Origin of the sequence: Brenneria izadpanahii, assembly GCF_017569925.1 — a bacterium.
GTDB lineage: Bacteria > Pseudomonadota > Gammaproteobacteria > Enterobacterales > Enterobacteriaceae > Brenneria > Brenneria izadpanahii.
Genome location: NZ_CP050854.1, coordinates 4,460,409 through 4,482,800 on the forward strand (window position 1 = coordinate 4,460,409; position 22,392 = coordinate 4,482,800).

General features: G+C 54.3%; 23 protein-coding genes. 4 read left to right on the forward strand and 19 right to left on the reverse strand.

Going from position 1 to position 22,392, the window contains the following annotated elements; all coding sequences use genetic code 11:
- Window positions 1-66: 66 nt before the first annotated feature.
- From HC231_RS19850 to xerD, 6 genes are all read right to left on the reverse strand, one after another.
- Complete coding sequence (locus tag HC231_RS19850) at window positions 67-828, reverse strand: helix-turn-helix transcriptional regulator (protein ID WP_208228406.1); 762 nt, start codon at window positions 826-828, stop codon at window positions 67-69.
- 129 nt (window positions 829-957) lie between these two features.
- Window positions 958-2,475: a lysine--tRNA ligase gene (gene lysS, locus HC231_RS19855; protein ID WP_208228407.1), complete on the reverse strand. Its 1,518-nt coding sequence runs from the start codon at window positions 2,473-2,475 to the stop codon at window positions 958-960.
- A 9-nt stretch (window positions 2,476-2,484) separates the two neighbouring features.
- A protein-coding gene (gene prfB / locus HC231_RS19860) for a peptide chain release factor 2 (protein ID WP_208228408.1) occupies window positions 2,485-3,583 on the reverse strand; the annotation gives its coding sequence in 2 pieces (ribosomal slippage) (window positions 2,485-3,507 and window positions 3,509-3,583; 1,098 coding nt in all).
- A 259-nt stretch (window positions 3,584-3,842) separates the two neighbouring features.
- Window positions 3,843-5,576 carry a single-stranded-DNA-specific exonuclease RecJ gene (recJ, locus tag HC231_RS19865; protein WP_208228409.1) on the reverse strand — a complete coding sequence of 578 codons (1,734 nt, stop codon included), beginning with the start codon at window positions 5,574-5,576 and terminating at the stop codon, window positions 3,843-3,845.
- 7 nt (window positions 5,577-5,583) lie between these two features.
- Entirely contained in the window at window positions 5,584-6,300 is a 717-nt protein-coding gene (dsbC, locus tag HC231_RS19870) for a bifunctional protein-disulfide isomerase/oxidoreductase DsbC (RefSeq protein WP_208228410.1), read from the reverse strand.
- Window positions 6,301-6,384: 84 nt separating this feature from the next.
- The gene (gene xerD / locus HC231_RS19875) at window positions 6,385-7,284 is read right to left on the reverse strand and encodes a site-specific tyrosine recombinase XerD (protein WP_208231446.1); all 900 of its coding nucleotides are present in this window, start codon (window positions 7,282-7,284) and stop codon (window positions 6,385-6,387) included.
- A 378-nt stretch (window positions 7,285-7,662) separates the two neighbouring features.
- Between xerD and HC231_RS19880 the strand changes: the two genes are divergently transcribed.
- Complete coding sequence (locus HC231_RS19880) at window positions 7,663-8,985, forward strand: MFS transporter (protein ID WP_208228411.1); 1,323 nt, start codon at window positions 7,663-7,665, stop codon at window positions 8,983-8,985.
- Between the two features lie 88 nt (window positions 8,986-9,073).
- On the opposite strand, the gene HC231_RS19885 is transcribed toward HC231_RS19880, so the two are convergent.
- The 4 genes from HC231_RS19885 to HC231_RS19900 form a co-directional block, all read right to left on the reverse strand.
- Window positions 9,074-9,544, reverse strand: coding sequence for a DUF943 family protein (locus tag HC231_RS19885; protein WP_246494585.1), 471 nt, complete (start codon window positions 9,542-9,544; stop codon window positions 9,074-9,076).
- A 128-nt stretch (window positions 9,545-9,672) separates the two neighbouring features.
- Window positions 9,673-10,152 carry a DUF943 family protein gene (locus HC231_RS19890; protein WP_208228412.1) on the reverse strand — a complete coding sequence of 160 codons (480 nt, stop codon included), beginning with the start codon at window positions 10,150-10,152 and terminating at the stop codon, window positions 9,673-9,675.
- A gap of 64 nt (window positions 10,153-10,216) precedes the next feature.
- The gene (locus HC231_RS19895; RefSeq protein WP_208228413.1) at window positions 10,217-10,687 is read right to left on the reverse strand and encodes a DUF943 family protein; all 471 of its coding nucleotides are present in this window, start codon (window positions 10,685-10,687) and stop codon (window positions 10,217-10,219) included.
- A complete protein-coding gene (locus HC231_RS19900) occupies window positions 10,684-11,544 on the reverse strand; it encodes a YPO3983 family protein (RefSeq protein ID WP_208228414.1) in 861 nt (286 codons plus the stop codon). The genes HC231_RS19895 and HC231_RS19900 overlap by 4 nt, the downstream gene beginning before the upstream one ends.
- A 298-nt stretch (window positions 11,545-11,842) precedes the next feature.
- Here HC231_RS19900 and fldB point away from each other — a divergent pair, with 298 nt between their 5' ends.
- Window positions 11,843-12,361: a flavodoxin FldB gene (gene fldB, locus HC231_RS19905; RefSeq protein WP_208228415.1), complete on the forward strand. Its 519-nt coding sequence runs from the start codon at window positions 11,843-11,845 to the stop codon at window positions 12,359-12,361.
- A gap of 49 nt (window positions 12,362-12,410) precedes the next feature.
- Here fldB and rlmF read toward each other — a convergent pair whose 3' ends face one another.
- The 3 genes from rlmF to sdhE form a co-directional block, all read right to left on the reverse strand.
- Window positions 12,411-13,364: a 23S rRNA (adenine(1618)-N(6))-methyltransferase RlmF gene (gene rlmF, locus HC231_RS19910; RefSeq protein ID WP_208228416.1), complete on the reverse strand. Its 954-nt coding sequence runs from the start codon at window positions 13,362-13,364 to the stop codon at window positions 12,411-12,413.
- 240 nt (window positions 13,365-13,604) lie between these two features.
- Window positions 13,605-14,015: a protein YgfX gene (locus HC231_RS19915; RefSeq protein WP_208228417.1), complete on the reverse strand. Its 411-nt coding sequence runs from the start codon at window positions 14,013-14,015 to the stop codon at window positions 13,605-13,607.
- Window positions 13,996-14,262, reverse strand: coding sequence for an FAD assembly factor SdhE (sdhE, locus tag HC231_RS19920; RefSeq protein WP_208228418.1), 267 nt, complete (start codon window positions 14,260-14,262; stop codon window positions 13,996-13,998). The genes HC231_RS19915 and sdhE overlap by 20 nt, the downstream gene beginning before the upstream one ends.
- A 217-nt stretch (window positions 14,263-14,479) precedes the next feature.
- Between sdhE and ygfZ the strand changes: the two genes are divergently transcribed.
- The gene (gene ygfZ, locus HC231_RS19925; protein ID WP_208228419.1) at window positions 14,480-15,469 is read left to right on the forward strand and encodes a tRNA-modifying protein YgfZ; all 990 of its coding nucleotides are present in this window, start codon (window positions 14,480-14,482) and stop codon (window positions 15,467-15,469) included.
- A gap of 45 nt (window positions 15,470-15,514) precedes the next feature.
- Here the strand turns inward: ygfZ and trhA are convergent, their stop codons facing one another.
- Complete coding sequence (trhA, locus tag HC231_RS19930) at window positions 15,515-16,162, reverse strand: PAQR family membrane homeostasis protein TrhA (protein ID WP_208228420.1); 648 nt, start codon at window positions 16,160-16,162, stop codon at window positions 15,515-15,517.
- Between the two features lie 342 nt (window positions 16,163-16,504).
- On the opposite strand from trhA, the gene HC231_RS19935 reads away from it, so the two are divergent.
- Entirely contained in the window at window positions 16,505-17,113 is a 609-nt protein-coding gene (locus HC231_RS19935; RefSeq protein WP_208228421.1) for an HD domain-containing protein, read from the forward strand.
- A gap of 123 nt (window positions 17,114-17,236) precedes the next feature.
- On the opposite strand, the gene HC231_RS19940 is transcribed toward HC231_RS19935, so the two are convergent.
- From HC231_RS19940 to HC231_RS19960, 5 genes are read right to left on the reverse strand one after another with little or no spacing between them, the layout of a single operon-like run.
- A complete protein-coding gene (locus HC231_RS19940; protein ID WP_208228422.1) occupies window positions 17,237-18,544 on the reverse strand; it encodes an ABC transporter substrate-binding protein in 1,308 nt (435 codons plus the stop codon).
- Window positions 18,537-19,625 carry an ABC transporter ATP-binding protein gene (locus HC231_RS19945; protein WP_208228423.1) on the reverse strand — a complete coding sequence of 363 codons (1,089 nt, stop codon included), beginning with the start codon at window positions 19,623-19,625 and terminating at the stop codon, window positions 18,537-18,539. The genes HC231_RS19940 and HC231_RS19945 overlap by 8 nt, the downstream gene beginning before the upstream one ends.
- Window positions 19,616-20,449, reverse strand: coding sequence for a phosphodiesterase (locus HC231_RS19950; RefSeq protein ID WP_208228424.1), 834 nt, complete (start codon window positions 20,447-20,449; stop codon window positions 19,616-19,618). Before HC231_RS19950 ends, HC231_RS19945 begins: the two co-directional genes overlap by 10 nt.
- Window positions 20,450-20,481: 32 nt before the next feature.
- Window positions 20,482-21,315 carry a carbohydrate ABC transporter permease gene (locus HC231_RS19955; protein WP_208228425.1) on the reverse strand — a complete coding sequence of 278 codons (834 nt, stop codon included), beginning with the start codon at window positions 21,313-21,315 and terminating at the stop codon, window positions 20,482-20,484.
- Window positions 21,305-22,177: a carbohydrate ABC transporter permease gene (locus tag HC231_RS19960; RefSeq protein WP_208228426.1), complete on the reverse strand. Its 873-nt coding sequence runs from the start codon at window positions 22,175-22,177 to the stop codon at window positions 21,305-21,307. The genes HC231_RS19955 and HC231_RS19960 overlap by 11 nt, the downstream gene beginning before the upstream one ends.
- Between the last annotated feature and the right edge of the window lie 215 nt (window positions 22,178-22,392).

The following is a 22,392-nucleotide window of genomic DNA, read 5'->3' on the forward strand; positions in this document are numbered from 1 at the left end:
TTTTCCCAGGTCAGACGTTTCATACTCAATGACGCGAGTCTACGACGGACGGGAAACGCGGTATTGTCAAAAATTGATACGCCGAAACTGTCCCGGCGTCATCGCACTGTAGCGGGCGAACGCCTTGGTGAAATGGGCCTGGTCGGCAAACCCAACCTCGAAAGCGACCTGACTGATGGGAGTGCCTAGCCGTAATAGTTCGCGCGCCTTGCTGATGCGCCGCTGCATCAGCCACGACAGCGGCGGTAGCCCCACCGCCTGATTAAAGCTGCGCACCAGGTGCGCCGCCGACAGGTTTTCCTGCCGAGCCAGCGTCTCCAGGTGCGGCACTTCGCTGAAATCACTCAGCAGCCGCGCTTTAATGCGTGCGATACGGCAGGCGTCTTGCGCCCTGCCCTGATTCATCACGGGCCGCTCTCCTTGAGCCATCAACGCCTCAAGCAACAGAATAATGCGTTCCTGCCGGATGTCGCGCTCGTCGGCGTCCAAACAAACCAGTTGTTTCAGGCGCTGCGCCAGCCGTGGTGAAGCCGCCCATGCATGGGAGAACAGAAAAGAACGATGAAAGTAGTGCTCGAATGCCTGTGGATGAACATACAGCGACGCGCACTGCCAGTTGGCATGGGTGTTTTCGCTGCCTTGTAGCTGACCGGGATTGTAGGTCGTCACGCTACCGGTATCGGCAATAAAGGTTTCGCCATCCAGCCAAACGTGCTCCAGCCCGTTGAGATTGGCGCTGATAACAAACTCATCATGGCTATGTCGCGGAAAGCGGCGTCCGTTGTTTAGCAGCGCAAGTTCAAACCAGGCATCGCGATAGGTGATCATGACAAATTCCAGCAGCGGACAGACTGCCGAAATTATCATCATCCATCATCTAACGGCAACCGCTGATTTAGTCAAAAAAGCCGGTACAGATAGCACCGGCTTTATAACGTTTCTCAACGAGCAGGGAAATTATTTCTGCGGGCGCATCGCCGGGAACAGAATAACGTCACGGATGGTATGGCTGTTGGTAAACAACATCACCATGCGGTCGATACCGATGCCCAGTCCGGCGGTCGGCGGTAAACCGTGTTCCAGCGCGGTCACGTAGTCTTCATCGTAGAACATCGCTTCGTCATCGCCCGCGTCTTTGGCGCTCACCTGCTGCGCGAAGCGTTCAGCCTGATCTTCCGCATCGTTCAACTCGGAGAAACCGTTGCCGATTTCACGGCCGCCGATAAAGAACTCAAAACGATCGGTAATTTCCGGATTCAGATCGTTACGGCGCGCCAGCGGCGAAACTTCCGCCGGATACTCGGTGATAAAGGTAGGCTGAATCAGATTGCTTTCCGCCGTTTCTTCAAAGATTTCGGTGACGATACGGCCCAGCCCCCAGCTTTTCTCAATCTTGATGCCCAGCGATTGCGCAATGGCGGTGGCTTTATCCAGATCGTCCAGATCGTCTACATTGGTTTCCGGGCGATATTTGCAGATCGCTTCGCGCATGGTCAGTTTCTCAAACGGCTTGCCGAAATCGAAAGTCTGATCGCCATATTCGATCGTCGTGGCGCCCAATACATCCTGAGTCAGCGTACGGAACAGGTTTTCCGTCAGTACGATCAGATCTTTATAATCGGCGTACGCCATATAAAGCTCCATCATGGTGAACTCTGGATTATGGCGTGGAGAGAGCCCTTCGTTACGGAAGTTACGGTTAATTTCGAACACCCGTTCGAAGCCGCCCACCACCAGACGTTTCAGATACAGTTCCGGCGCAATACGCAGGTACATATCAATATCCAGCGCGTTATGATGCGTCACAAACGGACGCGCGCTTGCGCCGCCGGGGATCACCTGCATCATCGGCGTTTCCACTTCCATGAAGCCGTGACCGACCATGAAGTTGCGGATAGCGGCCAGCACTTTTGAACGAATACGGAAGGTGTTGCGGGACTCTTCATTGGCGATCAGATCCAGATAGCGCTGACGATAGCGGGTTTCCTGATCGGCCAGGCCGTGGAATTTATCCGGCAGCGGACGCAGCGCCTTGGTCAACAAACGCAGCTCGGTGCAGTGCACGGAAAGCTCGCCGGTTTTGGTTTTGAACAACTTGCCGCGCGCGCCGAGGATGTCGCCCAAATCCCACTTTTTGAACTGCTCGTTGTAAATGCCTTCCGCCAAATCATCGCGGGATACGTACAGTTGGATACGTCCGCCAACGTCCTGCAACGTAACGAAAGAGGCTTTACCCATGATACGACGCGTCATCATGCGGCCGGCGACGGTGACTTCGATATCCAGCGCTTCCAGTTCTTCATTCTCTTTGCCGTCGTATTCGGCATGCAGAACATCGGACGTACTGTTACGGCGGAAATCATTCGGAAACGCGATGCCATGTTCACGCAGCGCAGCCAGCTTCTCACGACGCGATTTCAGTTCGTTATTAAGTTCCTGCGCCTGATCGGCACCCTGTGATTGTGATTCAGCCATGAGAATTCCTTATAACCCCGCTTTTAAACTTGCTTCAATAAATTTATCCAGATCGCCATCCAGCACCGACTGGGTATTGCGCGTTTCTACCCCGGTACGTAAATCTTTGATGCGTGAATCATCCAGTACGTAGGAGCGAATCTGGCTTCCCCAACCGATATCCGACTTGGTGTCTTCCATCGCCTGTTTCTCAGCGTTTTTCTTTTGCATCTCAAACTCATACAGCTTGGCTTTCAGCTGTTTCATCGCCTGATCTTTGTTTTTATGCTGGGAACGATCGTTCTGACACTGCGTAACAATGTTGGTCGGAATGTGGGTGATACGCACCGCGGATTCCGTACGGTTAACGTGCTGACCGCCGGCGCCGGAGGCGCGGTAAACGTCAATACGCAGGTCGGCCGGATTGATCTCGATATCAATGTCGTCATCCACTTCGGGATAGACGAAAGCGGAGCTGAACGACGTGTGACGGCGGCCGCCGGAGTCAAACGGGCTTTTACGCACCAGACGGTGAACACCGGTTTCGGTACGCAGCCAGCCAAACGCGTAGTCGCCCATGATTTTGATGGTGGCGGATTTGATGCCGGCGACTTCGCCGTCGGATTCTTCGATAACTTCGGTTTTAAAGCCTTTGGCTTCCGCCCAGCGCAGATACATACGCAGCAACATACTGGCCCAGTCCTGGGCTTCCGTACCGCCGGAACCCGCCTGGATATCCAGATAGCAGTCGGCGCTGTCATACTCGCCGGAGAACATGCGGCGAAACTCAAGCTGCGCGAGTTTATTTTCCAGCGTGTCCAGCTCGGCGCTGGTTTCATTAAAGGTGTCTTCGTCGTCTTCTTCCACCGCCAGCTCAAGCAGGCCGGAAACATCTTCCAGCCCTTGCGTCATTTGGTCGATGGTATCGACGATGGCTTCCAGCGAGGAACGTTCTTTACCCAGCGTCTGCGCACGTTCCGGATCGTTCCAGACGTCCGGTTGCTCCAGCTCGGCGTTTACTTCTTCGAGGCGTTCTTTCTTGGCATCATAGTCAAAGATACCCCCTAAGGACGGCCGTACGTTCAGACAAGTCCTGAATGCGGTTTTTTACCGGATTGATTTCAAACATGATTTTTATAATCTTACGTTAAGTCGTAGATGAAGGAATAGATTCAAACCGCCTATTCTAACGGATTAAGCGCCGGGTTTATATACCCCTCAGCTTGTTGGCAAAGCGGTTTATTCTCGTCATGGCCGCGGCTTCCCGCCTGCGCGCGCAGGCATCTCAAACAACCGCGTTGTTTGGTGAGACAGCGCCCCGTTTACCGCCGCGGGGCGAGGCGCCGTCTCACGATGATTTCCCAGGTTTTTTACCCTTCGCCTTTCCCTTATAGCGGCCATAAATGCTGGATCAGCAATTGCACCGAACGTTTGCCGCGATACTCATTCACATCCAGCTTGTACGCCAGTTCCGCTTCCCGCACGCTGCTGTCGGGCCATAGCAGCGTATCCACATTAAACGCGATGCCATCCAGCAGCGGGCCGCCGTTTATTGGCTCGACCATCACTTTCAAATGGCGCTCGCCCACCAATTTCTGTTGCAGAATACGGAAACGGCCATCGAATGTCGGCTCAGGGAAAGACTGTCCCCACGGCCCCGCATCACGCAGCATTTCCGCCGTGGATAGACACATTTCGGGCTGCGCCAGTTCGCCGTCCGACCAGATAACCCCCTCCAGTTGAGACGCGTCCAGCCACTCGCCCACCAGTTCGCCAAAACGCAAGCGAAACTCATCAAACTGATTTTCCATCAGCGAAAGCCCCGCCGCCATGGCATGGCCGCCGAATTTCAGCATCAATCCCGGATACAGCGTATCCAGCCGCTCCAGCGCATCACGCAGATGCAATCCGGCGATCGAACGCCCGGACCCTTTCAGAATGCCGTCGCCCGCGGGGGCGAAAGCGATCACCGGACGATGAAAACGCTCTTTAATCCGCGACGCCAGAATACCCACCACGCCCTGGTGCCATTCCGGGTGGTACATCGCCAACCCATAGGGCAATTCGTCACGGCTGCGCTCCAACGTTTCGCACAGGCGCAGCGCTTCGACCTGCATCCCCTGCTCAATTTCACGACGCGTTTGGTTCAGCGCATCCAGATCGCTCGCCAGCATACGCGCCTGCGTGATGTCGTCGCTCAGCAGCAGCGCCACGCCAATCGACATATCGTCAAGCCGTCCGGCCGCATTGAGCCGCGGCCCAAGCGCGAAGCCGAGATCGCTGGCGACCAGTTGGCCGGCATCACGATTAGCGACTTCCAGCAGCGCGCGAATGCCGGGACGGCACTTCCCGGCGCGAATGCGGCTCAGCCCCTGCGCCACCAGAATGCGGTTGTTGGCGTCCAACGGCACCACGTCCGCCACCGTACCCAGCGCCACCAGATCCAGCAACTCGGCCAGATTGGGTTCGGTCAGCATGTTTTGACTAAACCAGCCGCTTTCACGCAGCCGCGCCCGCAACGCCATCATCAGATAAAAGGCAACCCCGACGCCCGCCAGCGATTTCGACGAAAAAGCGCAGTCGATCAGGTTGGGGTTAATCATGGCGTCGGCGGCGGGCAGCGTTTCCCCCGGCAAATGGTGGTCGGTAACCAGTACCGCGATACCGCGCCGGTGCGCTTCATCCACCCCGGCGTGGGAAGAAATGCCGTTATCCACCGTGACGATGACTTCGGCCCCCAGCGCCGCCGCCTGCGCCACTACCTCCGGGCTTAGCCCGTAGCCGTCATCAAAGCGGTTCGGCACCAGATAATTGACGTTAACGCCGCCCATACTGCGCAGCGCCAGCACCGTCAGCGCGGTGCTGGTTGCGCCGTCGGCGTCAAAATCGCCGACAATGACAATACGGCGCCGATCCGCCAATACCTGTTGCAGAAAATCGACGGCCCGATCGATACCATTCAGCAGCCGGTAATCCAGTAAGCCGCGCAGGCTGCGTTCCAGTTCCTCCGCGCCTTTGATGCCGCGTTGCGCGTACAGACGGCGCAACAGCGGCGGCATCGTCATAGGTAAATCAATATCTTCCGCCAGCGGACGCCGGCGGAGCTGAGTTATCAATTCCACGGCGTCATCAACCACCCGTCTTCATCGACGCCTTGTGCGCATTCAACATCGCCAACATCTCTTTCGGCTCCTGATAACCAGGCACCACCATACCATCCTCCAACACAATCGCCGGAGTTCCCTTAACGCCGAACTGAATGCCAAGCTGATAATGGGCATCAACGTTGATTTTGCAGGTCGCCGGCGATATTTCATCGCCTTTCATGGCGTCATCAAACGCCTTGTTGCGGTTGGCGACGCACCAGATAGACTGCATATCCTTCTCTGTCTGAGAATTCGGCCCCTGACGCGGAAACGCCAGATAGCGCACGGTAATGCCCAGCGCATTGTAGTCTTTCATCTGCTCATGCAGCTTCTGGCAGTAGCCGCAGGTGATATCGGTAAACACGGTGATGACGTACTTTTCCTGCTCGGCCTTATAGACAATCATCTGATCCTGCAACGCCTCCATTTTCCCTTTCAGGATCTGGTTCGTCACGTTTACCGGCACGTTGCCGCTAATGTCGTACAACGGCCCCTGGATAAGATGCTTGCCGTCTTCGCTGATATAAAATACGCCGCTGTCCGTCAGCACGGTTTTCATGCCGGCAAGCGGTGCGGGTTGAACCTCAGCATCCTGCATCCCCAGGCGGGCCATCGTTTGTTTGATCGCCGCATCATCGGCATGCGCGAAGCCAGCCGCCGTTGCCGCCAAGAGAGAAAGCAGTAGTAACCTTTTTTTCATTTCATCAATCCTGTTTCGGTAAATACGCCGTGGTAATCCGCTGGTGATCGGCCGATTGCAGCCAATCAGTAATGAATCAATTCGTTACGCCCGTGGGTGATGGCGTTGATGAAGCTGTTTCAAGCGTTCCGTCGCCACATGGGTATAAATCTGCGTGGTGGAAAGATCGCTGTGCCCCAGCAACATCTGTACGACGCGCAAATCCGCGCCGTGGTTCAATAAATGGGTGGCGAATGCGTGACGCAGCACGTGGGGAGACAATTTTTCGCTATCGATTGACGCCAGAATCGCATAGTGCTTGATGCGATGCCAGAAAGTCTGGCGCGTCATCTGCTGCGCGCGGTTACTGGGGAACAGCACATCCAGCGTTTGCCCGTTGAGCAGCCACGGCCGCCCGTATTCCAGATACTGTTCAATCCAGTACACCGCCTCTTCGCCCAGCGGCACCAGACGTTCCTTATTCCCTTTCCCGATCACCCGCACCACGCCCTGCCGCAGACTGACATCGCTAAGCGTCAGCCCCACCAGTTCAGAGACGCGCAGCCCGGTGGCATACAATACCTCAAGCATGGCTTTATCGCGCAATTCCAGCGGTTGATCAACACTGGGCGCATTGAGCAGCGCGTCGACCTGAGCTTCGCTCAAATCTTTCGGCAGACGCTGCGGCAGCTTCGGGGAAGACAACGCGGCGCTGGGATCGTCGCTGCGGATCTTTTCCCGGTAAAGATATTGGAACAAGCGGCGCATGGCGCTCAGCAACCGCGCGGAGCTGGTCGCCTTGTAGCCGCCCTCAATTCGTTCAGCCAGGAAAGACTGTAGATCGACGGCCTGCGCCCGCAGCAGATCGCAATCGTGATGCGCCAACCACTCGGCCAGAGAACGTAAATCCAGCCGGTAAGAAGCCAGCGTATTTTCCGCCAGATTGCGCTCCAGCCACAGTGCATCCAGAAACTGCTCGATAAATGCCTGATCCTGCGCGTGCATCGCGGTATCCTCTTTCACATGAGCGCCTATTATGCCTGAACGACTCGTAAACCAGCTAACGTCGTCACATCCGTCATTTTTCCAAGACGGACGAGCAGAATGTCAAAATGCAGCCATATCGCTGCAAATTGAAAGATGATGGGTATCATAATCGCAGAAATTGCCAGATCTCACATATTCCGCCATTTCTCACCTCGTCATAACATTCTCCGGTATAAACATCATACGATAAGATTATATTTTACATATGCCGCATATGCCGGAATAGCCTCCAGATGCAGGTTTTCTCCGGGTTATCCCCCTACTGAATCCCCGTTGAAAAGCGCTTTTCTCTATGCATAGAATAGTCGTTCGTGTTGTTAAAAAAGATGAATCACCATGCAAGCTACCATCACTCCCACCATCGATGTAGAGGCGGACTCGCCGCCGGTAAATTCCAGAAGTAAAGTCATTATTGCCTCTCTGGTGGGAACCGCTATTGAATTTTTTGATTTTTATATTTATGCCACTGCCGCAGTGCTGGTATTTCCTCACATTTTCTTCCCGCAGGGCGATCCGGCGGCGGCGACGCTACAGTCGCTAGCCACCTTTGCCATCGCCTTCATCGCGCGCCCAATCGGTTCAGCGCTATTCGGACACTTCGGCGACCGCGTCGGCCGTAAAGTTACGCTGGTGGCGTCCCTGCTCACCATGGGGATTTCCACGGTGGTGATCGGCCTATTGCCCAGCTATGAAACCATCGGCATCTTCGCGCCGATGCTGCTGGCGCTGGCCCGTTTCGGCCAGGGTCTGGGCCTGGGCGGCGAATGGGGCGGCGCGGCGCTGCTGGCTACCGAAAACGCGCCGGCCCACAAGCGCGCGTTATACGGTTCCTTCCCTCAGCTTGGCGCGCCGATTGGCTTCTTCTTTGCCAACGGCACCTTCCTGCTGCTCTCCTGGTTGCTGACCGACGAGCAATTCATGCAGTGGGGCTGGCGCGTACCGTTTATTTTCTCCGCCGTGCTGGTATTGATCGGCCTGTACGTGCGCGTATCCCTGCACGAAACGCCGGTATTCGCCAAAGTCGCCAAAGCGGGCAAACAGGTGCGCGTGCCGATCGGCACCCTGTTCAGCAAACACTTGAAAGCCACCATTCTGGGTACTTTCATCATGCTGGCGACGTACACGCTGTTCTACATCATGACCGTCTACTCGATGACGTACGGCACCACGCCCGCGCCGAGAGGGCTGGGCTTCTCCCGCAATACGTTCCTGTGGATGCTGATGATCGCCGTCATTGCTTTCGCCATCATCATTCCGCTGGCGGGCTATCTGGCGGATATCTTCGGACGGCGCAGAACCATGATTGTCGTCACCTGCCTGATGCTGGTATTCGCCATGGTGTTTCCATCCATGCTCGGTTCCGGCAGTCCGGTCATCGTTATGGCCTTCCTGATTTGCGGCATGGGTATGATGGGGCTGACTTTCGGGCCGATGGGCGCGCTGCTGCCGGAACTGTTCCCGACGGAAGTCCGTTATACCGGGGCATCGTTCTCCTATAATGTGTCATCCATTCTAGGCGCCTCCGTCGCTCCTTATATCGCCACCTGGCTGACGGTGACTTACGGTCTGTTCTATGTGGGGATCTATCTGGCGGCGATGGCGTCGCTGACGCTGCTGGCACTGCTGTTGAGTAAAGAAACCCGTCATCAGTCTCTCTGATTGGCGCTGTCGTGAAAGCCGCACGGCTTTCACGATGCCAACCACCAACCAGTCGCCTGCTATAAGAAACGTTTTTTTATGTAGGCATTCATCTGACTATATGCACGCGGGGTTCATAAGGGACGATCTCTCCGTCCGGTTGCTGTTTGTACAATTGGCTGGGTGTTTTAAGCGTAATATCTCCTTTGCCATTGTCGTCTATAGCGAAAACAAGTTGTTTTTCAATGCAGTTTTTCTCTGTCTGCATATCCTCAAAACACAGACGGTCGTATTCACTTTCCTTGTAACCCCCGCTGAAATCCCAGAAGGTGATATTGAAGGAACCATAAGACGAGCGTTTGGGGATAGCGTATTTTTCTTTCAGCATTTCCTTATTCTTCAGCCACCATTCGATCTTTCCCCGGTTGGTCAGCGGAAAGTTCAGCACCAATACATGACTGAAATGCTGCTTCTGATGAATCGCCACGATTTTTACCGGCTGGGAAAGCCAGATAATACCGTAGACGGCGGCCAGCACGGCCAAAACGGCAATCACACGCTTTTTCGATAAAATCATCATTTACCCCATCCCTGGTAATTTCCATCTCGGTGATACGGCCGGTCTCGGTGACAAACGCCCGGCCGCACAATACCAGTCTGAAGCCGCCTTTCACCACTGGCGGCAAGCCTCATTCCTTATGCCGACATTCATCTGACTATATGCACGCGGGGTTCATAAGGGACGATTTTCCCGTCCGGTTGCTGTATGTACCACTGGCTGGGTGTTTTAAGCGTAATATCTCCTTTGCCATTGTCGTCTATAGCGAAAACAAGTTGTTTTTCAATGCAGTTTTTCTCTGTCTGCATATCCTCAAAGCACAGACGGTCGTATTCATTTTCCTTGTAACCCTCGCCAAAGTCCCAGAAAGTGATATTGAAAGAACCATAAGACGAGCGTTTGGGGATAGCGTATTTCTCTTGCAGCATTTCCCTATTCTTCAGCCACCAGTCGATTTTGCCCCGGTTGGTCAGCGGAAAGTTCAGCACCAGCACATGGCTGAAATCACTGCGTTGATGAATCGCCACAATCTTCACCGGTCGGGAAAGCCAGATAATACCGTAGACGGCGGCCAACACGGTCAAAACGGCAGCCATACGCTTTCTCGATAAAATCTTCATTACGCCCATTCCCTGGTAATTTCCAGCTCAGTGATAAACGGCGGTTTGTCAGCATCATTCCTTATGCTGACATTCATCTGACTTCCATTTGAAAATCAAAAGGGACAATCTTCCCGTCTGGTTCCTGTTTGTATAGCTGGGTAGATGTCTTGAGAAGGATACTGCCCTTTCCGTTATCATCTATAGAGAAAAGAGGAGGTTTTTCAACGCAGTTTTTCTCTGTCTGCATATCCTCAAAGCATCGGCGATCGTATTTACCCGCTTCTTTATATCCTTCGCCGAAGTCCCAAAAGGTGATGGTGAAGGAGCCATAAGACGAACGTTTGGGGATAGCGTATTTCTCTTGCAGCATTTCCCTATTCTTCAACCACCAGTCGACCTTTCCCCGGTTGGTCAGCGGGAAATTCAGCACCAGCACATGGCTGAAATCACTGCGTTGATGAATCGCCACAATCTTCACCGGTCGGGAAAGCCAGATAATACCGTAGACGACGGCCAGCAAGGCCAAAACAGCAGCCACACGCTTTTTCGACAAAATCCTCATTTACCCCCCATCTCAGTAATTTCCACCTCGGTTTCCATCTCGCTGATAAATGGCTTCTGTGCCAGCGGGCCATAGTGTTGCAGAACAAACCAGATGCGAAAGAAGCGAATCTGGCGAAATGCCCACTTCAAAATATCCGTGTCATCCAGTCCGAAATGGTCCTGCACCCGGTAGTGGATCACCGCCCGGAAGCCGTTATCGCCAATATACAGGGATTTCAGGGTGATATGGGCGGCCCAGATATCATGGACGGTGATGCCCATACCGTTCACGCTGTCAATCGGTCTGTTAAACTTCGGCAATATGCTATTCATTATCGCTTCTTTGATTTTTCTTTCTGCCGCTGCCGGAAACAGTTTATTTTTCCAGTCAATATTTTGAAATAGAGACGCCTTGATATTGAGTACCGTGCTGTCTTTCGACAAATCGCCGACAAGCTGTTCTCTCAGCGCCTGATCAAGCAGCGGGCTGCGAAAGGTCGCGCCGTAGCCGTACCGCATATGGTCGATCATCTGATGGATCAGGGGCGAGTACGGGCCGTGCATGGCGAAAGGCCATGCGAGATCGTGAAATTCGGCAAACAGGCGGTTCAGGCATTCTTCTGTGGAGAGGTATCTAGTGTTTGGCCTGCGGCCCAACTCATACGGGTAAGTCCATCCGGGAGCCTCTATCTCGGCGCGCGTATAGGGATTAACCCGCGCAGAAACGTCCGTGAGGCTGAAGATATTTTTGAGGGTGGCTTCGCTATGGTCGCCATAGCGCATGTCCGGCGCCTGATAGTCATCCATTTTATTCTGGCTTTCAAAAACGCGATGAGGAAAATGCAACGCGACAGGTCTTATCGTCGATTCAGTCATTATTCGTAAATCCTTTTACCCATGTGTGAAGAGCCATCGCCGCGCGGGCCATCTATTCCTTCCGTGTCCAACAATAATCACCCGCGCAGTTTACCCTCTATGTACAGCGGCGTCATTACCGGTACAAGCAATCAGAACAGACACAAGCCTGACTGGCGGATGCCATAACGATCGCGCTCAATGAAGACGCTTGATTTTACGCAACAAGGCGATCATGCTAACCGCTATGAAAAACCGTTCGCCGCAATACTTGTCAATGCATTGAATGGAATAGAATCATTGCTTTACGGAACACACGATGAAAATAGGTCTATTTTACGGTTCAAGCACCTGCTACACCGAAATGGCGGCGGAAAAAATCCGCGACATTTTGGGTGACGATCTGGTCGATCTGCACAACGTCAAGGATGTCGACCCGCAGCGGATGGAAGAGTACGAAATACTGATTCTGGGTATTCCGACCTGGGATTTTGGCGAGATCCAGGAAGACTGGGAGAATATCTGGGAACAGCTGCCCACCTTGGACCTAAAAGGTAAAATTGTGGCGCTGTACGGCATGGGCGACCAGTTGGGATACGGCGAATGGTTCCTTGATGCGCTGGGGATGCTGCACGACCAACTACTGCCGCTGGGCGTGAAATTCATCGGCTACTGGCCGACCGAAGGCTACGATTTCACCAGCCCGAAACCGCTGGCAGCCGACGGCAAACATTTTGTCGGACTGGCGCTGGATGAGGTCAATCAGTACGATCTCAGCGACGAGCGTATCGAACAGTGGTGCGGGCAGATTTTGCAGGAAATGGAAGCGCTGCTGTAAAAACGCTCGCGCAGGTCATCTCTTCAGGGATGACCTTAAGCATCCCGCGCTATCGCCGCTTCTGTAGCCACCATCTTGCACGGGCTGGCGTATCGAAAAAGCTCCAGGCCACAAAACGGCTCTGTTTCTGCCCCTGCGCCATATTGATGGTTCTGACCTTCACCGCCCCGACGCTTTCCAGCGCCCGATAAATATCCGGCAAGTTTTCCTTGCGTGAAACCAGCGAGGTAAACCACAGGCACTGACGGGAAAAGTCGGCGCTCTCGTTAATCATCTGGCTGATAAACGCCCTTTCCCCGCCGTCGCACCACAGCTCATCCTGCTGGCCGCCGAAGTTAAGCGGCGAGTTCTTATCCAGGCCAAGATTATGCAGCTTACGCTGCGAACCCTGTCGCGCCTCGGCGGCGGAAGCGTGGAACGGCGGATTGCAGAGCACCGCATCAAAGATTTCATTCTTATGAATGATGCCGGAAAGGATGGCGTTAGCGTTTTTCTGCCGCCGTAAACGAATGGCCCGGTTCAGGCCGGGATTCGCCGCAATAGTGGCATTGGCCGCCTGCATCGCCTGCGGATTAATCTCGCTGCCGGTAAAGCGCCAGCCGTATTCACGATGGCCAATCAGCGGATAAATACAGTTGGCGCCGCAGCCGACATCCAGTAGCGCGGCATCACGCGGCACCACGGATTGATTATCTTCCGCCAGCAGATCGGCCAGATGATGAATATAATCCGCCCGGCCAGGAACCGGCGGGCAGAGAAAGCCGTCTGGAATGATCCAATGCTCAATCTGGTAAAAATGGTGCAACAGCGCCTGATTCAGCGCTTTGACAGATTCCGGGTCGGCAAAATCAATCGATTCGTCGCCGTAGGCATTCACCTTCACAAAGGGAATCAGCGCCGGGTGGATTTGCTTTAACGCGGTAAAATCATAGCGGCCACGGTGGCGGTTACGCGGGTGCAGCGCGTTTTTTTGCACAGCATGTTTATCAGCGGGCGTTGTCATCAGTTTCTCTCTTGTTGGACGACGCGTAAGATACCTGCTGCGCCGGCCGCCGTAAATCACCGCGGCGGTTTTTGCGCATGATCCACTGACGCAGACCGCGAGACTAAGCAAAAAACAACGCAGACAGATTAGCGGCGGGAAGTGAAAATAGCCTTGGCGGATAAAGCGTTACGGAAAATCAAACAAAGGGAGAAGTACCGTCCATCGCTGAGCTGAGAACCCTCGCTCGGCCTTTCGTCATCACTGCGCCCAGCTTTTATGCTGCAGCAACTGGCGCAAATGACGCCATTCGTCATCCCCCATGCTGTCCGACGCCAGCCACAGGCGCTGCCGGCCTTTGCCGTCGATCGCTTTCAACGACAGCAGAACGCCATTCTTCAACATCCAGGGACGCTTAGTAATCAACCATTCCTGCTGCTGCCAGCGCAGCCGCGTTGCGCTACGCAGTAAAATTTCACCCTGCCGGGATTTGATGTTTCGCTGACTACGGATAAAACCGAACACCACCAGCGTCACCATCCCCAGCCACAACACGGTATAACTGTCCGGCCAGGGAGCCAGCAGAATCAGTAAAACCAATAACCCGTGCACAACCAGCGAGAAGAGCTGCATGCGCCAGGACACGCGAAGATCACATTGCCACTGGGCCACGATTTTTATTTCGCGTCTGGATGAGGGAGATCATGCGTTTCAGATCCTGGTCTTGCGGTTCCCCGTGGTTCATCAACCAGTTAAACAAGTCCGGATCGTCGCACTGCAGCAGACGGACAAACGCTCGTTTATCGTCGTCGCTTAAAGCATCATAGTCATGCGTAAAGAAAGGCATGATAGAAATATCCAGTTCACGCATACCACGCCGACATGCCCAATGAATCCGTGATTTATTATCGATTTCCATACTTAAAGCCACCTTATTATCGATCATGCCTATTAGTGTAACCCGATTTCATCTGCAGATATTAAACTAATAGTAACACTTTGACATATTTCAATGACGTATTGCCGATGATTGTATCAAGGGCTTAATCGAGCCAACACAATAACCGCTTGCAAACCCCTACCGCTCTTTTACCATTAGGTCATTCGCTTACAGCATAGCAGCGTAGGATCGTATTATGGCTAATCAACCGTCTTTTGCTTCACAACCACTGTTTGCCTCCGCCGATTTATCCGCCACACTGATCTCGCTTGATGACTGGGCGCTGGTTACATTAACCGGCCCAGACACCGTCAAATACCTTCAGGGGCAAGTCACCGCCGATGTCGCCGCTCTCCCCGCCGATCAACACATACTCTGCGCACACTGTGACGCCAAGGGGAAAATGTGGAGCGACCTGCGTTTATTCCACCACGGAGAAGGATTCGCCTTCATCGAACGTCGAAGCGTGCGTGACACGCAACTCAGCGAGCTGAAAAAATACGCGGTTTTCTCCAAAACGACGATCGCGGCGGACGACGACCTCATTCTGTTGGGCGCCGCCGGCGCGGACATTCGCAAGCGGCTTGAGTCTGCCTTCAGCTCACTCCCCACGGCCGAACATCCGGTCATCCAGGATGAGGGAGCCGCGGTGCTGCATTTCTCACATCCAGCCGAACGTTTCCTGTTGGTGCTGACCGCCCAGCGATGCGCTGCATTGCTTGAACGGCTTACGGGCAAAACCGAGTTAAATGATAGCCGCCAATGGTTGGCTTTGGATATTGAATCCGGCCTGCCGATCATTGACAGCGGAAACAGTGCGCAGTTCATACCGCAAGCAGCTAATTTGCAGGCATTAAACGGGATCAGCTTCAATAAAGGATGCTATGCCGGGCAGGAAATGGTCGCCCGCGCCAAGTATCGGGGAGCCAATAAACGGGCGCTCTACTGGCTGGCGGGTCAGGCTGGACGGGTTCCCGAAGCCGGGGAAGATCTGGAATTGCGCTTGGGCGATAACTGGCGCCGTACCGGCACCGTACTGGCGGCCTGCCGATTGCAGAATGAAAGCGTATGGGTTCAGGCGGTGCTGAACAACGATCTGGAGGCCGATAGCACCTTGCGCGTGCGGGAGGATGCCGACGGCAAGCTGGCGATCCAGCCGCTGCCTTATGCGATTATTGAAGAGTGAAATTCATCGATGATGCCTGCGCTTGCAGGCATCATCGACTCAGCGTTAAACGTACAGATAAATAGCCAGAAAATGGCAGACGCTGCCGCCGAGCACGAAGCCGTGCCAGATGGCGTGGTTATAAGGAATACGGTTACAGGCGTAGAAAATCACGCCCAGCGTATAAATTGCGCCGCCGACCGCCAACAGCGTAACGCCGCCGATGGACAACGTCATAGCCAGCTGATAAATCACCACTAACGATAACCAGCCCATCACCAGATAGGTAATAAGCGACAACGCTTCAAAGCGGTGAGCAAACGCCAGTTTAAAAATAACGCCCAACAACGCCATACTCCAGATCACCACCATCAGCCCGTGAGCCAGCGGAGAGTTCAGACCGACCAGCAAGAAAGGGGTATAGGTGCCGGCAATCAGCACATAAATCGCGCAGTGATCGAACTTCTTCAGCCAGGGCTTGACTCGCGGCGAAGGAATAGCGTGATACAGCGTTGAAGCCAGAAACAGCAGAATAATGCTGCCGCCGTAAAGACTGTAGCTGGTGATGGCCACCCCGTCGGCGCCCTGGCCAACGGCCTGCACCAACAGCAAAACCAGACCGACAATACCGAAAACCAGGCCGATTCCATGGCTGACGCTGTTGGCGATTTCTTCCGCCAGCGAATAACCCGATTCCCACAAATTTTTCGCCATCGTTTACCTCATTAGCTCCTATTCCACCGGCACAATCGCCGTCCCTATCAAGCGCGGCGGACGTGTCGTCATCTATCCGGGGAATAATCCTTGGACAGCTTAACTGAGAATAGTTTCAGTATACACGTGTAAGCTAAAAATAATTTTTCCCCCGTTATTTCAGTTTTAACAAAAATCATGCATATAAATCTTCCGAGACATCCCCTACAATTATCCGCTTTTAAAGCGCGTTCATAGTGAAATGCTTTCCGGGGCTGTCGAGAGCTATCAGGCTTTGAGCATGCAGCCGGCTGCCCCGCCCGTTTAACCGCTTATCCGGTTTCGATTGAAGAGGTTGTTCCAATGTCGTTAACTCCATCCGCCCTGGATTTCGGTTCGCTGACCGAGGTAGTCGGTTTTCTCATGGAAATTGATAAATTAAAAAGCGTTCAGCGCCGCTCAAAAATTATCGGCAGCCCGCGCCACGAAGACTCAGCCGAACATAGCTGGCATTTTGCCGTCGCCGCCATGAGCCTGGCGCCCTACGCCGGGAAAGAGGTTGATATCAACCGCGTGATTCAAATGGCGCTGGTGCACGATATCGTGGAAATTGACGCCGGGGATGTCATTGTTTACGACCTGTCCGCCCGCGCCGCCGTCCACGCCCAGGAAGTGGCCGCCGCCGCCCGCCTGTTTGGTCTCTTGCCTGAGCCACAGCGTCAACATTTTCATCAACTGTGGCTGGAATACGAAGCGGGCGAAACCGCCAATGCCCGTTTTGCCCTGATGCTCGACCGCATCATGCCGGTGCTCATGAATTTGCATAACCAGGGTCAAAGCTGGGTGGAAAACGGCATCCGTCTGGAGCAGGTATTAAACCGCACCGAGTTTATCGCCGGCATCAATCCTGAACTGTGGCGACACCTGACACAGCATCTGGAAGCGGCCAAAGCCAGGGGATGGCTGCGCTAAGAGCATCGTTCTAAGCGCTGAGGAAAGCGCCCGGCACGAGACGGGCGCGGCGATATCCCTTTGCATATCACGCCCGAAACCTGCTTTACGTCTGAATGAATAACAATCGCTATGTGGCGGCGGTTACTTCGGTAAACTCAGCGCCGTCCGCTCGACATAAGGCTTCATAATGCCGTCCGCTTCCTGCTGCGCGGCGGTTGCCGCCTTATCCACGTTCATCGCGGGATCGTTCAACAACGCCGCCAGCTGATTCTCCATCGCCTTACGCACCGCCACGGTTTCGTAGGTGGCATACCACGGATGCGCATACTGCAACTGCGAGAGCGCAATCTCGGCCCGCGGATCTTTCGCCAGATAATCTTTCATTTCCGGCAGATCGTAAGCGGCCATTCGCGGGGCGAAATAACCGGTGAAACGGCTCCAGCTGCCGTTTATTTCCGGGCTGACCAGATAGCTCAGGAACTGCCAGGCGGCCTTTTTCTGCTCCTCTGAAATCCCTTTAAAACTCACCAGGCTGGCGCCGCCAATCGTCACGCCGCGCCGCACTTTTTCCGGCATCATCGCCACGCCCAGCGTGAAATCTTTGGTGTTTTCACGCATAAAGCCCAATGCTCCCGTGCTCAGCATCGCCATGCCCAGCTTGCCGGAAAAGAAAGCCGCGCTGATCTGTTTGGAGTTAAGCACGCCGGCCGGCATGACTTTGTCGCGATACACCAGATCGCGCCAGAACTGCAACGCGCCTTTGGTCGACGCCGTGTTGTAATACACTTCGCCCGGATAGTCCGCATTATAATAAGCGCCGCCGTTGGCGCGCGTCAGGGCAGACAGCATCCAGCCGCCGTAGTCGTCGTTGGTCGACGGGATCATAATTCCCCACTGTCCTTTCGCCGGATCGGTCAGTTTCTTCGCCACATCGACTACCTCGTCCCAGCTTTTCGGCGGCTCATTGAATCCGGCCTGCTTGAGCATATTCTCGTTGTAATACAGAATCGGCGTAGAGTTGTGGAATGGGATGGCATAGGTCACGCCCATCACCTGAGCATTTTGGTGCAGCGCAGGCCAGAAGTTTTGCATCAGGAACGGCGTCGCCTTCTCGTTGCCGTATTTAAACAGCTCATCCATCGGCAGGATCTGATCCTTAATCACCAGATCGGCGGTAAAGTTAGCCGACATGATCACCAGCGCCGGCGGATCGCCCGCTTTCGCCGCCGCCTCGGCCTTCACCTTGGTGGTATCATAGTTGCCGGTAAAAATACCGCGCACCTCGACCTGGTCCTGCGATGCGTTGTAATCGCTAATGATGCGCTTCATTTCCATGGTCAGCTTACCGTCCACCGGCGCGGGAAACATAAAGTCGATACTCTGTTTGGCTAACGCCTGGCCCGCGCTCAACAACGCGATGGCCAGCACAGCGGCATGATATTTACGCATTTATTTTCTCCTGGGATAAATTACGGGCGGTGAGCCCGGAAAACCAATGGCAATCCTGTAGCGAAAAACTCAGCGTCAGCGCCGCACCAATCCCCGGCACCCCTTCCCGGTTGGCTCGCCGGTAACGGAGAACGCCTAGCGGGGTATCCACCTGAATCAGATATTCAGCGCCAAACAACTCCCGCTGCACGACCGTTGCCGGCAATTGCATCCGGCCTTCTGATACGGCCTGTTCGGAAATGTGTTCGGGACGGATGCCAAGCAGCACTTCCGTCAATTGGCGGGTTTCGTTCGTTGCGGGCAGTGTGATGCGTTGATCCAACAACACGGCCTGCCCCGACGCGCAGGGCAGCGAGATCATGTTCATCGCCGGCGTGCCGATGAATCCCGCGACAAACACATTGGCAGGATGAGCATAAAGCTGTTCGGGCGTGCCTATCTGCTGCAATTCCCCCCGATCCAGCACCGCGATCCGATCGGCCATGGTCATGGCTTCAATCTGATCGTGCGTAACATAAACCGTGGTGGTTTTCAGTTGCCGGTGCAGCGCCATAATTCCGTCCCGGACTTCGCTGCGCAGCCTGGCATCCAGATTCGACAATGGCTCATCCATCAGAAACAGATGGGGATTGCGGACGATGGCGCGCGCCATCGCCACCCGCTGGCGCTGCCCGCCGGAGAGTTTGCCCGGCTTACGCGACAGCAGAGGTTCGAGCTGTAGCAGGCTGGCGACCCGCTGCACGCGCTGCGGGTATTCCGCTTTGGGCTCCCCGCGCATCCGCATGCCGAAGGTGATGTTCTGCTCCACCGTCAAGTGCGGAAACAGCGCGTAGTTCTGAAAAATCATCGAAAAATTACGCTGCTTCGGGCTCCATGTCGTGATCTCTTGCTTGTTGAGCAGAATTTGCCCCTCGCTGACCTCTTCCAGACCGGCCAACATACGCAATAAGGTACTTTTGCCGCAGCCGGACGGACCGACCAGCACCAGAAACTCGCCGTCGGCAATCTCCAGCGACAGCGATTTCAGCGCCTGGGTTTGTTCAAACTGCTTACTGATATTACGTAACTCAATCACAGCCATGACTCATCCACCGGGCAACTGATGCGGGCATCGTAGCGATAGGGGCCGGCAAACGGCGCCAGCGACTGACAATAGCTGACCAGCCCGGTCACCGGCACATAGCGATGCATCACCACGGAAGCCGGCTCAAGGTTGTAATATGGCGCGTCATCAATATAAGAATAGGGAACCTGATGCACCGTCCCCGGAACCGTGGCAATGAGCGCCTGGCGGTATTGCGTGGCGATCAAACGGTGGTTATGACCGCAGAAAACCCGGGTCAATTGGGAAAAGCGTTCAATGAGGCCCAGCAGTTCATAGCCGTTTTCACAGGCGATCGGATCCATTTGCGCCGATCCCAGCGGCAAAGGCGGATGATGCATGAAGACCGCGCTTTCCCGCGTCGGATGGTCGGAGAGCTGTTGTCCCAGCCACTCAAGCGTTGACGGCGTCAGCCAGCCTTTCGACTGCCCCGCCAGGCTGGTGTCAATAAACAGCAGACGAACCGGGAAATCATCCACCGCATAACGCATATTTTCCGCATCATCCCCCAGCAACGGACACAGCGGGCGCATGGCATTGAGAAAATTGTGCTTATCGTCGTGATTGCCGGGGATCACATACATCGGATAATCCAGCATTTGCAGGATATTGCGGGCAACCTGATACTCCTGCGGATAGCCGCAGTTGACGATATCTCCGCTTATCACCACGGCATCCGGCCGCTCCGTCAGTGCATTCAGTTTGTTGATGACCTCGGCATTCTGACTATTAATATCAATGAATTCATATAACTTACGTCCTTCACTGCGAAAGTGCAGATCGGAAATTTGTGCCAGCAACATAGCCGTCTCCCCTAACGCCGATAGAAAGGCGCTTACTTGATCCCCGAAAAACCGAAACTGCTCAGAAACTGCTTCTGGAACAGGACGAACGCCAACATCAGCGGCAAACACACCATCAGCGTTCCGGCGCAAATCAGTCCCCACTGCCCGCCGGACTCCGCCCCCATGGCAAACGACACCAGACCAATGGTCAGCACCTGTTTGTCGGGATCGTTGAGCACCATCAGCGGCCAGAGATACTCATTCCAGTGATAGGTGATGCTGACGGTGGCGAAAGCCAGGATTGACGGCCATGTCATGGGAATTAATACGTGGAACACCACCTGCCACCAGCGGCACCCTTCCATCAGCGCGGCCTCTTCAATTTCTTTGGAAATGTTGAGAAACGCCTGACGCATCAGAAACACGCCAAACGCCGAGGCGCAATACGGCAGCATCACGCCCGTCAAGGTGTTGAGCAGCCCCAACTGCTTCAGCGTCATCATATTCGGCACCATCATCACCACCGGCATGATCATCAGTTGAATCAGCAACAGGTAGAACAGCAGGGTTTTGCCGCGAAACTGGTGATAGGCGAAGATGTAGCCCGCCGTAGTGATGGTGACTAACTGAACCAGAAAGGTGCCGAGGGAAAAAACCAGCGTATTACGATAAAGCAACGGCCAGTCGGCGCTGATCCACGCCTCGCGAAAGTTATCCAGCGTCAGCGGAAGACGGGGAAATATCGACGCCATGTCGACGCCGAAACTGCTGCTGCTGACGGACGCCGACAGCATCCACAAAAACGGGCTGATCCATAGCAATGCGGCGCAGATCAACAACAGCGGCAGCGTCAGGCGCAGCGGATGCAGATGTTCAACGCTCATAATGCGCTCCTTTTTCCAACACTTTCAGATTCAGGATCGAGAACGCAAACAGCATCAACAGCGTAATAAAGGTGGCGGCGGAGGCTTTGCCAAGATCGTGGGTGTCGTTCGCCAGATCCTGAATGTAATAAAGCAGGACCGTGGTGGCATTATTCGGCCCGCCGCGGGTCATTACTGCGACGTGATCGATTTGGGTGATGGCGTAAATGAAGGCGATCGTAATCACGAAAGCGAGGGTCGGACGCAGTAACGGCAGAGTGACATGAAAAAAAACCTGCCATTTCGAAGCGCCTTCCATAATGGCGGCTTCACGCGCCGAAGTCGAAATAGACTGCAAGCCGGCCAGAAAAAACAGCATGTAATAACCGGCGAATTTCCAGACGCCGATAATGCTGACCGCAATCAGCGCCGTATCGCTCATGCCGAGGTAGTTGTTGTTCATCGGGCCGAACATTTTCGCCAGATAGTAATCCAGCAATCCCAACCCCGGCATAAAGATAAACAGCCACAGCGTCGCCGCGCTGACCAGCGGCACAATCATCGGGAAGAAAAAGGCGGTGCGCAGCCAGCGGTTAACCCGCGAGTTTTCCCACAGCATCACGGCCAGCGCCAAAGCCAACAGCACGCCGGGAACGACCGTCATCAGAATATACAGTACGTTATTCCACAATGCGCGCCAGAACACCTCATCCTGAAATAGGCGAATAACGTTACCCAACCCGACAAACTGGGGCTGTTCGGCGCTCATCCGTGTGTCATAAAGGCTGTCGATAACCGAGCGAATCAAGGGAAAATAGGTGAAAGCGAAAAGAAAAACCAGCGTCGGCAACAGCACCAAATAAGGAAAATATTTTGCACGCATAACGCATCAGTTACAGGTTTAAACACAAGTGAATAACCTTAAATGCGCTTTATGTCAGGGAAGAGGCAGTTAAGTGACAGTTTACTTTCAATGCAAATAATTTTTCTACACAACCAATTTGCCGTTGTATTGAAAAAGAACCTAACCCTTGATTTCAATCAGCTTGAGAAGAAAAGAGGAAAAGCGCGTTGCGGCAATTATCAACCCGCCGGACA

Coding starts and splice junctions, on each gene's coding strand:
- HC231_RS19940 (WP_208228422.1), bottom strand. CDS start 18,544: ATGCGTAAATATCATGCCGCTGTGCTGGCCATCGCGTTGTTGAGCGCG.
- HC231_RS19945 (WP_208228423.1), bottom strand. CDS start 19,625: ATGGCTGTGATTGAGTTACGTAATATCAGTAAGCAGTTTGAACAAACC.
- fldB (WP_208228415.1), top strand. CDS start 11,843: ATGAAAATAGGTCTATTTTACGGTTCAAGCACCTGCTACACCGAAATG.
- trhA (WP_208228420.1), bottom strand. CDS start 16,162: ATGGCGAAAAATTTGTGGGAATCGGGTTATTCGCTGGCGGAAGAAATC.
- HC231_RS19850 (WP_208228406.1), bottom strand. CDS start 828: ATGATCACCTATCGCGATGCCTGGTTTGAACTTGCGCTGCTAAACAAC.
- HC231_RS19950 (WP_208228424.1), bottom strand. CDS start 20,449: ATGTTGCTGGCACAAATTTCCGATCTGCACTTTCGCAGTGAAGGACGT.
- HC231_RS19880 (WP_208228411.1), top strand. CDS start 7,663: ATGCAAGCTACCATCACTCCCACCATCGATGTAGAGGCGGACTCGCCG.
- xerD (WP_208231446.1), bottom strand. CDS start 7,284: ATGCACGCGCAGGATCAGGCATTTATCGAGCAGTTTCTGGATGCACTG.
- HC231_RS19955 (WP_208228425.1), bottom strand. CDS start 21,315: ATGAGCGTTGAACATCTGCATCCGCTGCGCCTGACGCTGCCGCTGTTG.
- HC231_RS19900 (WP_208228414.1), bottom strand. CDS start 11,544: ATGACTGAATCGACGATAAGACCTGTCGCGTTGCATTTTCCTCATCGC.
- rlmF (WP_208228416.1), bottom strand. CDS start 13,364: ATGACAACGCCCGCTGATAAACATGCTGTGCAAAAAAACGCGCTGCAC.
- HC231_RS19885 (WP_246494585.1), bottom strand. CDS start 9,544: ATGATGATTTTATCGAAAAAGCGTGTGATTGCCGTTTTGGCCGTGCTG.
- lysS (WP_208228407.1), bottom strand. CDS start 2,475: ATGGCTGAATCACAATCACAGGGTGCCGATCAGGCGCAGGAACTTAAT.
- HC231_RS19960 (WP_208228426.1), bottom strand. CDS start 22,177: ATGCGTGCAAAATATTTTCCTTATTTGGTGCTGTTGCCGACGCTGGTT.
- HC231_RS19895 (WP_208228413.1), bottom strand. CDS start 10,687: ATGAGGATTTTGTCGAAAAAGCGTGTGGCTGCTGTTTTGGCCTTGCTG.
- sdhE (WP_208228418.1), bottom strand. CDS start 14,262: ATGGAAATCGATAATAAATCACGGATTCATTGGGCATGTCGGCGTGGT.
- ygfZ (WP_208228419.1), top strand. CDS start 14,480: ATGGCTAATCAACCGTCTTTTGCTTCACAACCACTGTTTGCCTCCGCC.
- HC231_RS19890 (WP_208228412.1), bottom strand. CDS start 10,152: ATGGGCGTAATGAAGATTTTATCGAGAAAGCGTATGGCTGCCGTTTTG.
- HC231_RS19935 (WP_208228421.1), top strand. CDS start 16,505: ATGTCGTTAACTCCATCCGCCCTGGATTTCGGTTCGCTGACCGAGGTA.
- dsbC (WP_208228410.1), bottom strand. CDS start 6,300: ATGAAAAAAAGGTTACTACTGCTTTCTCTCTTGGCGGCAACGGCGGCT.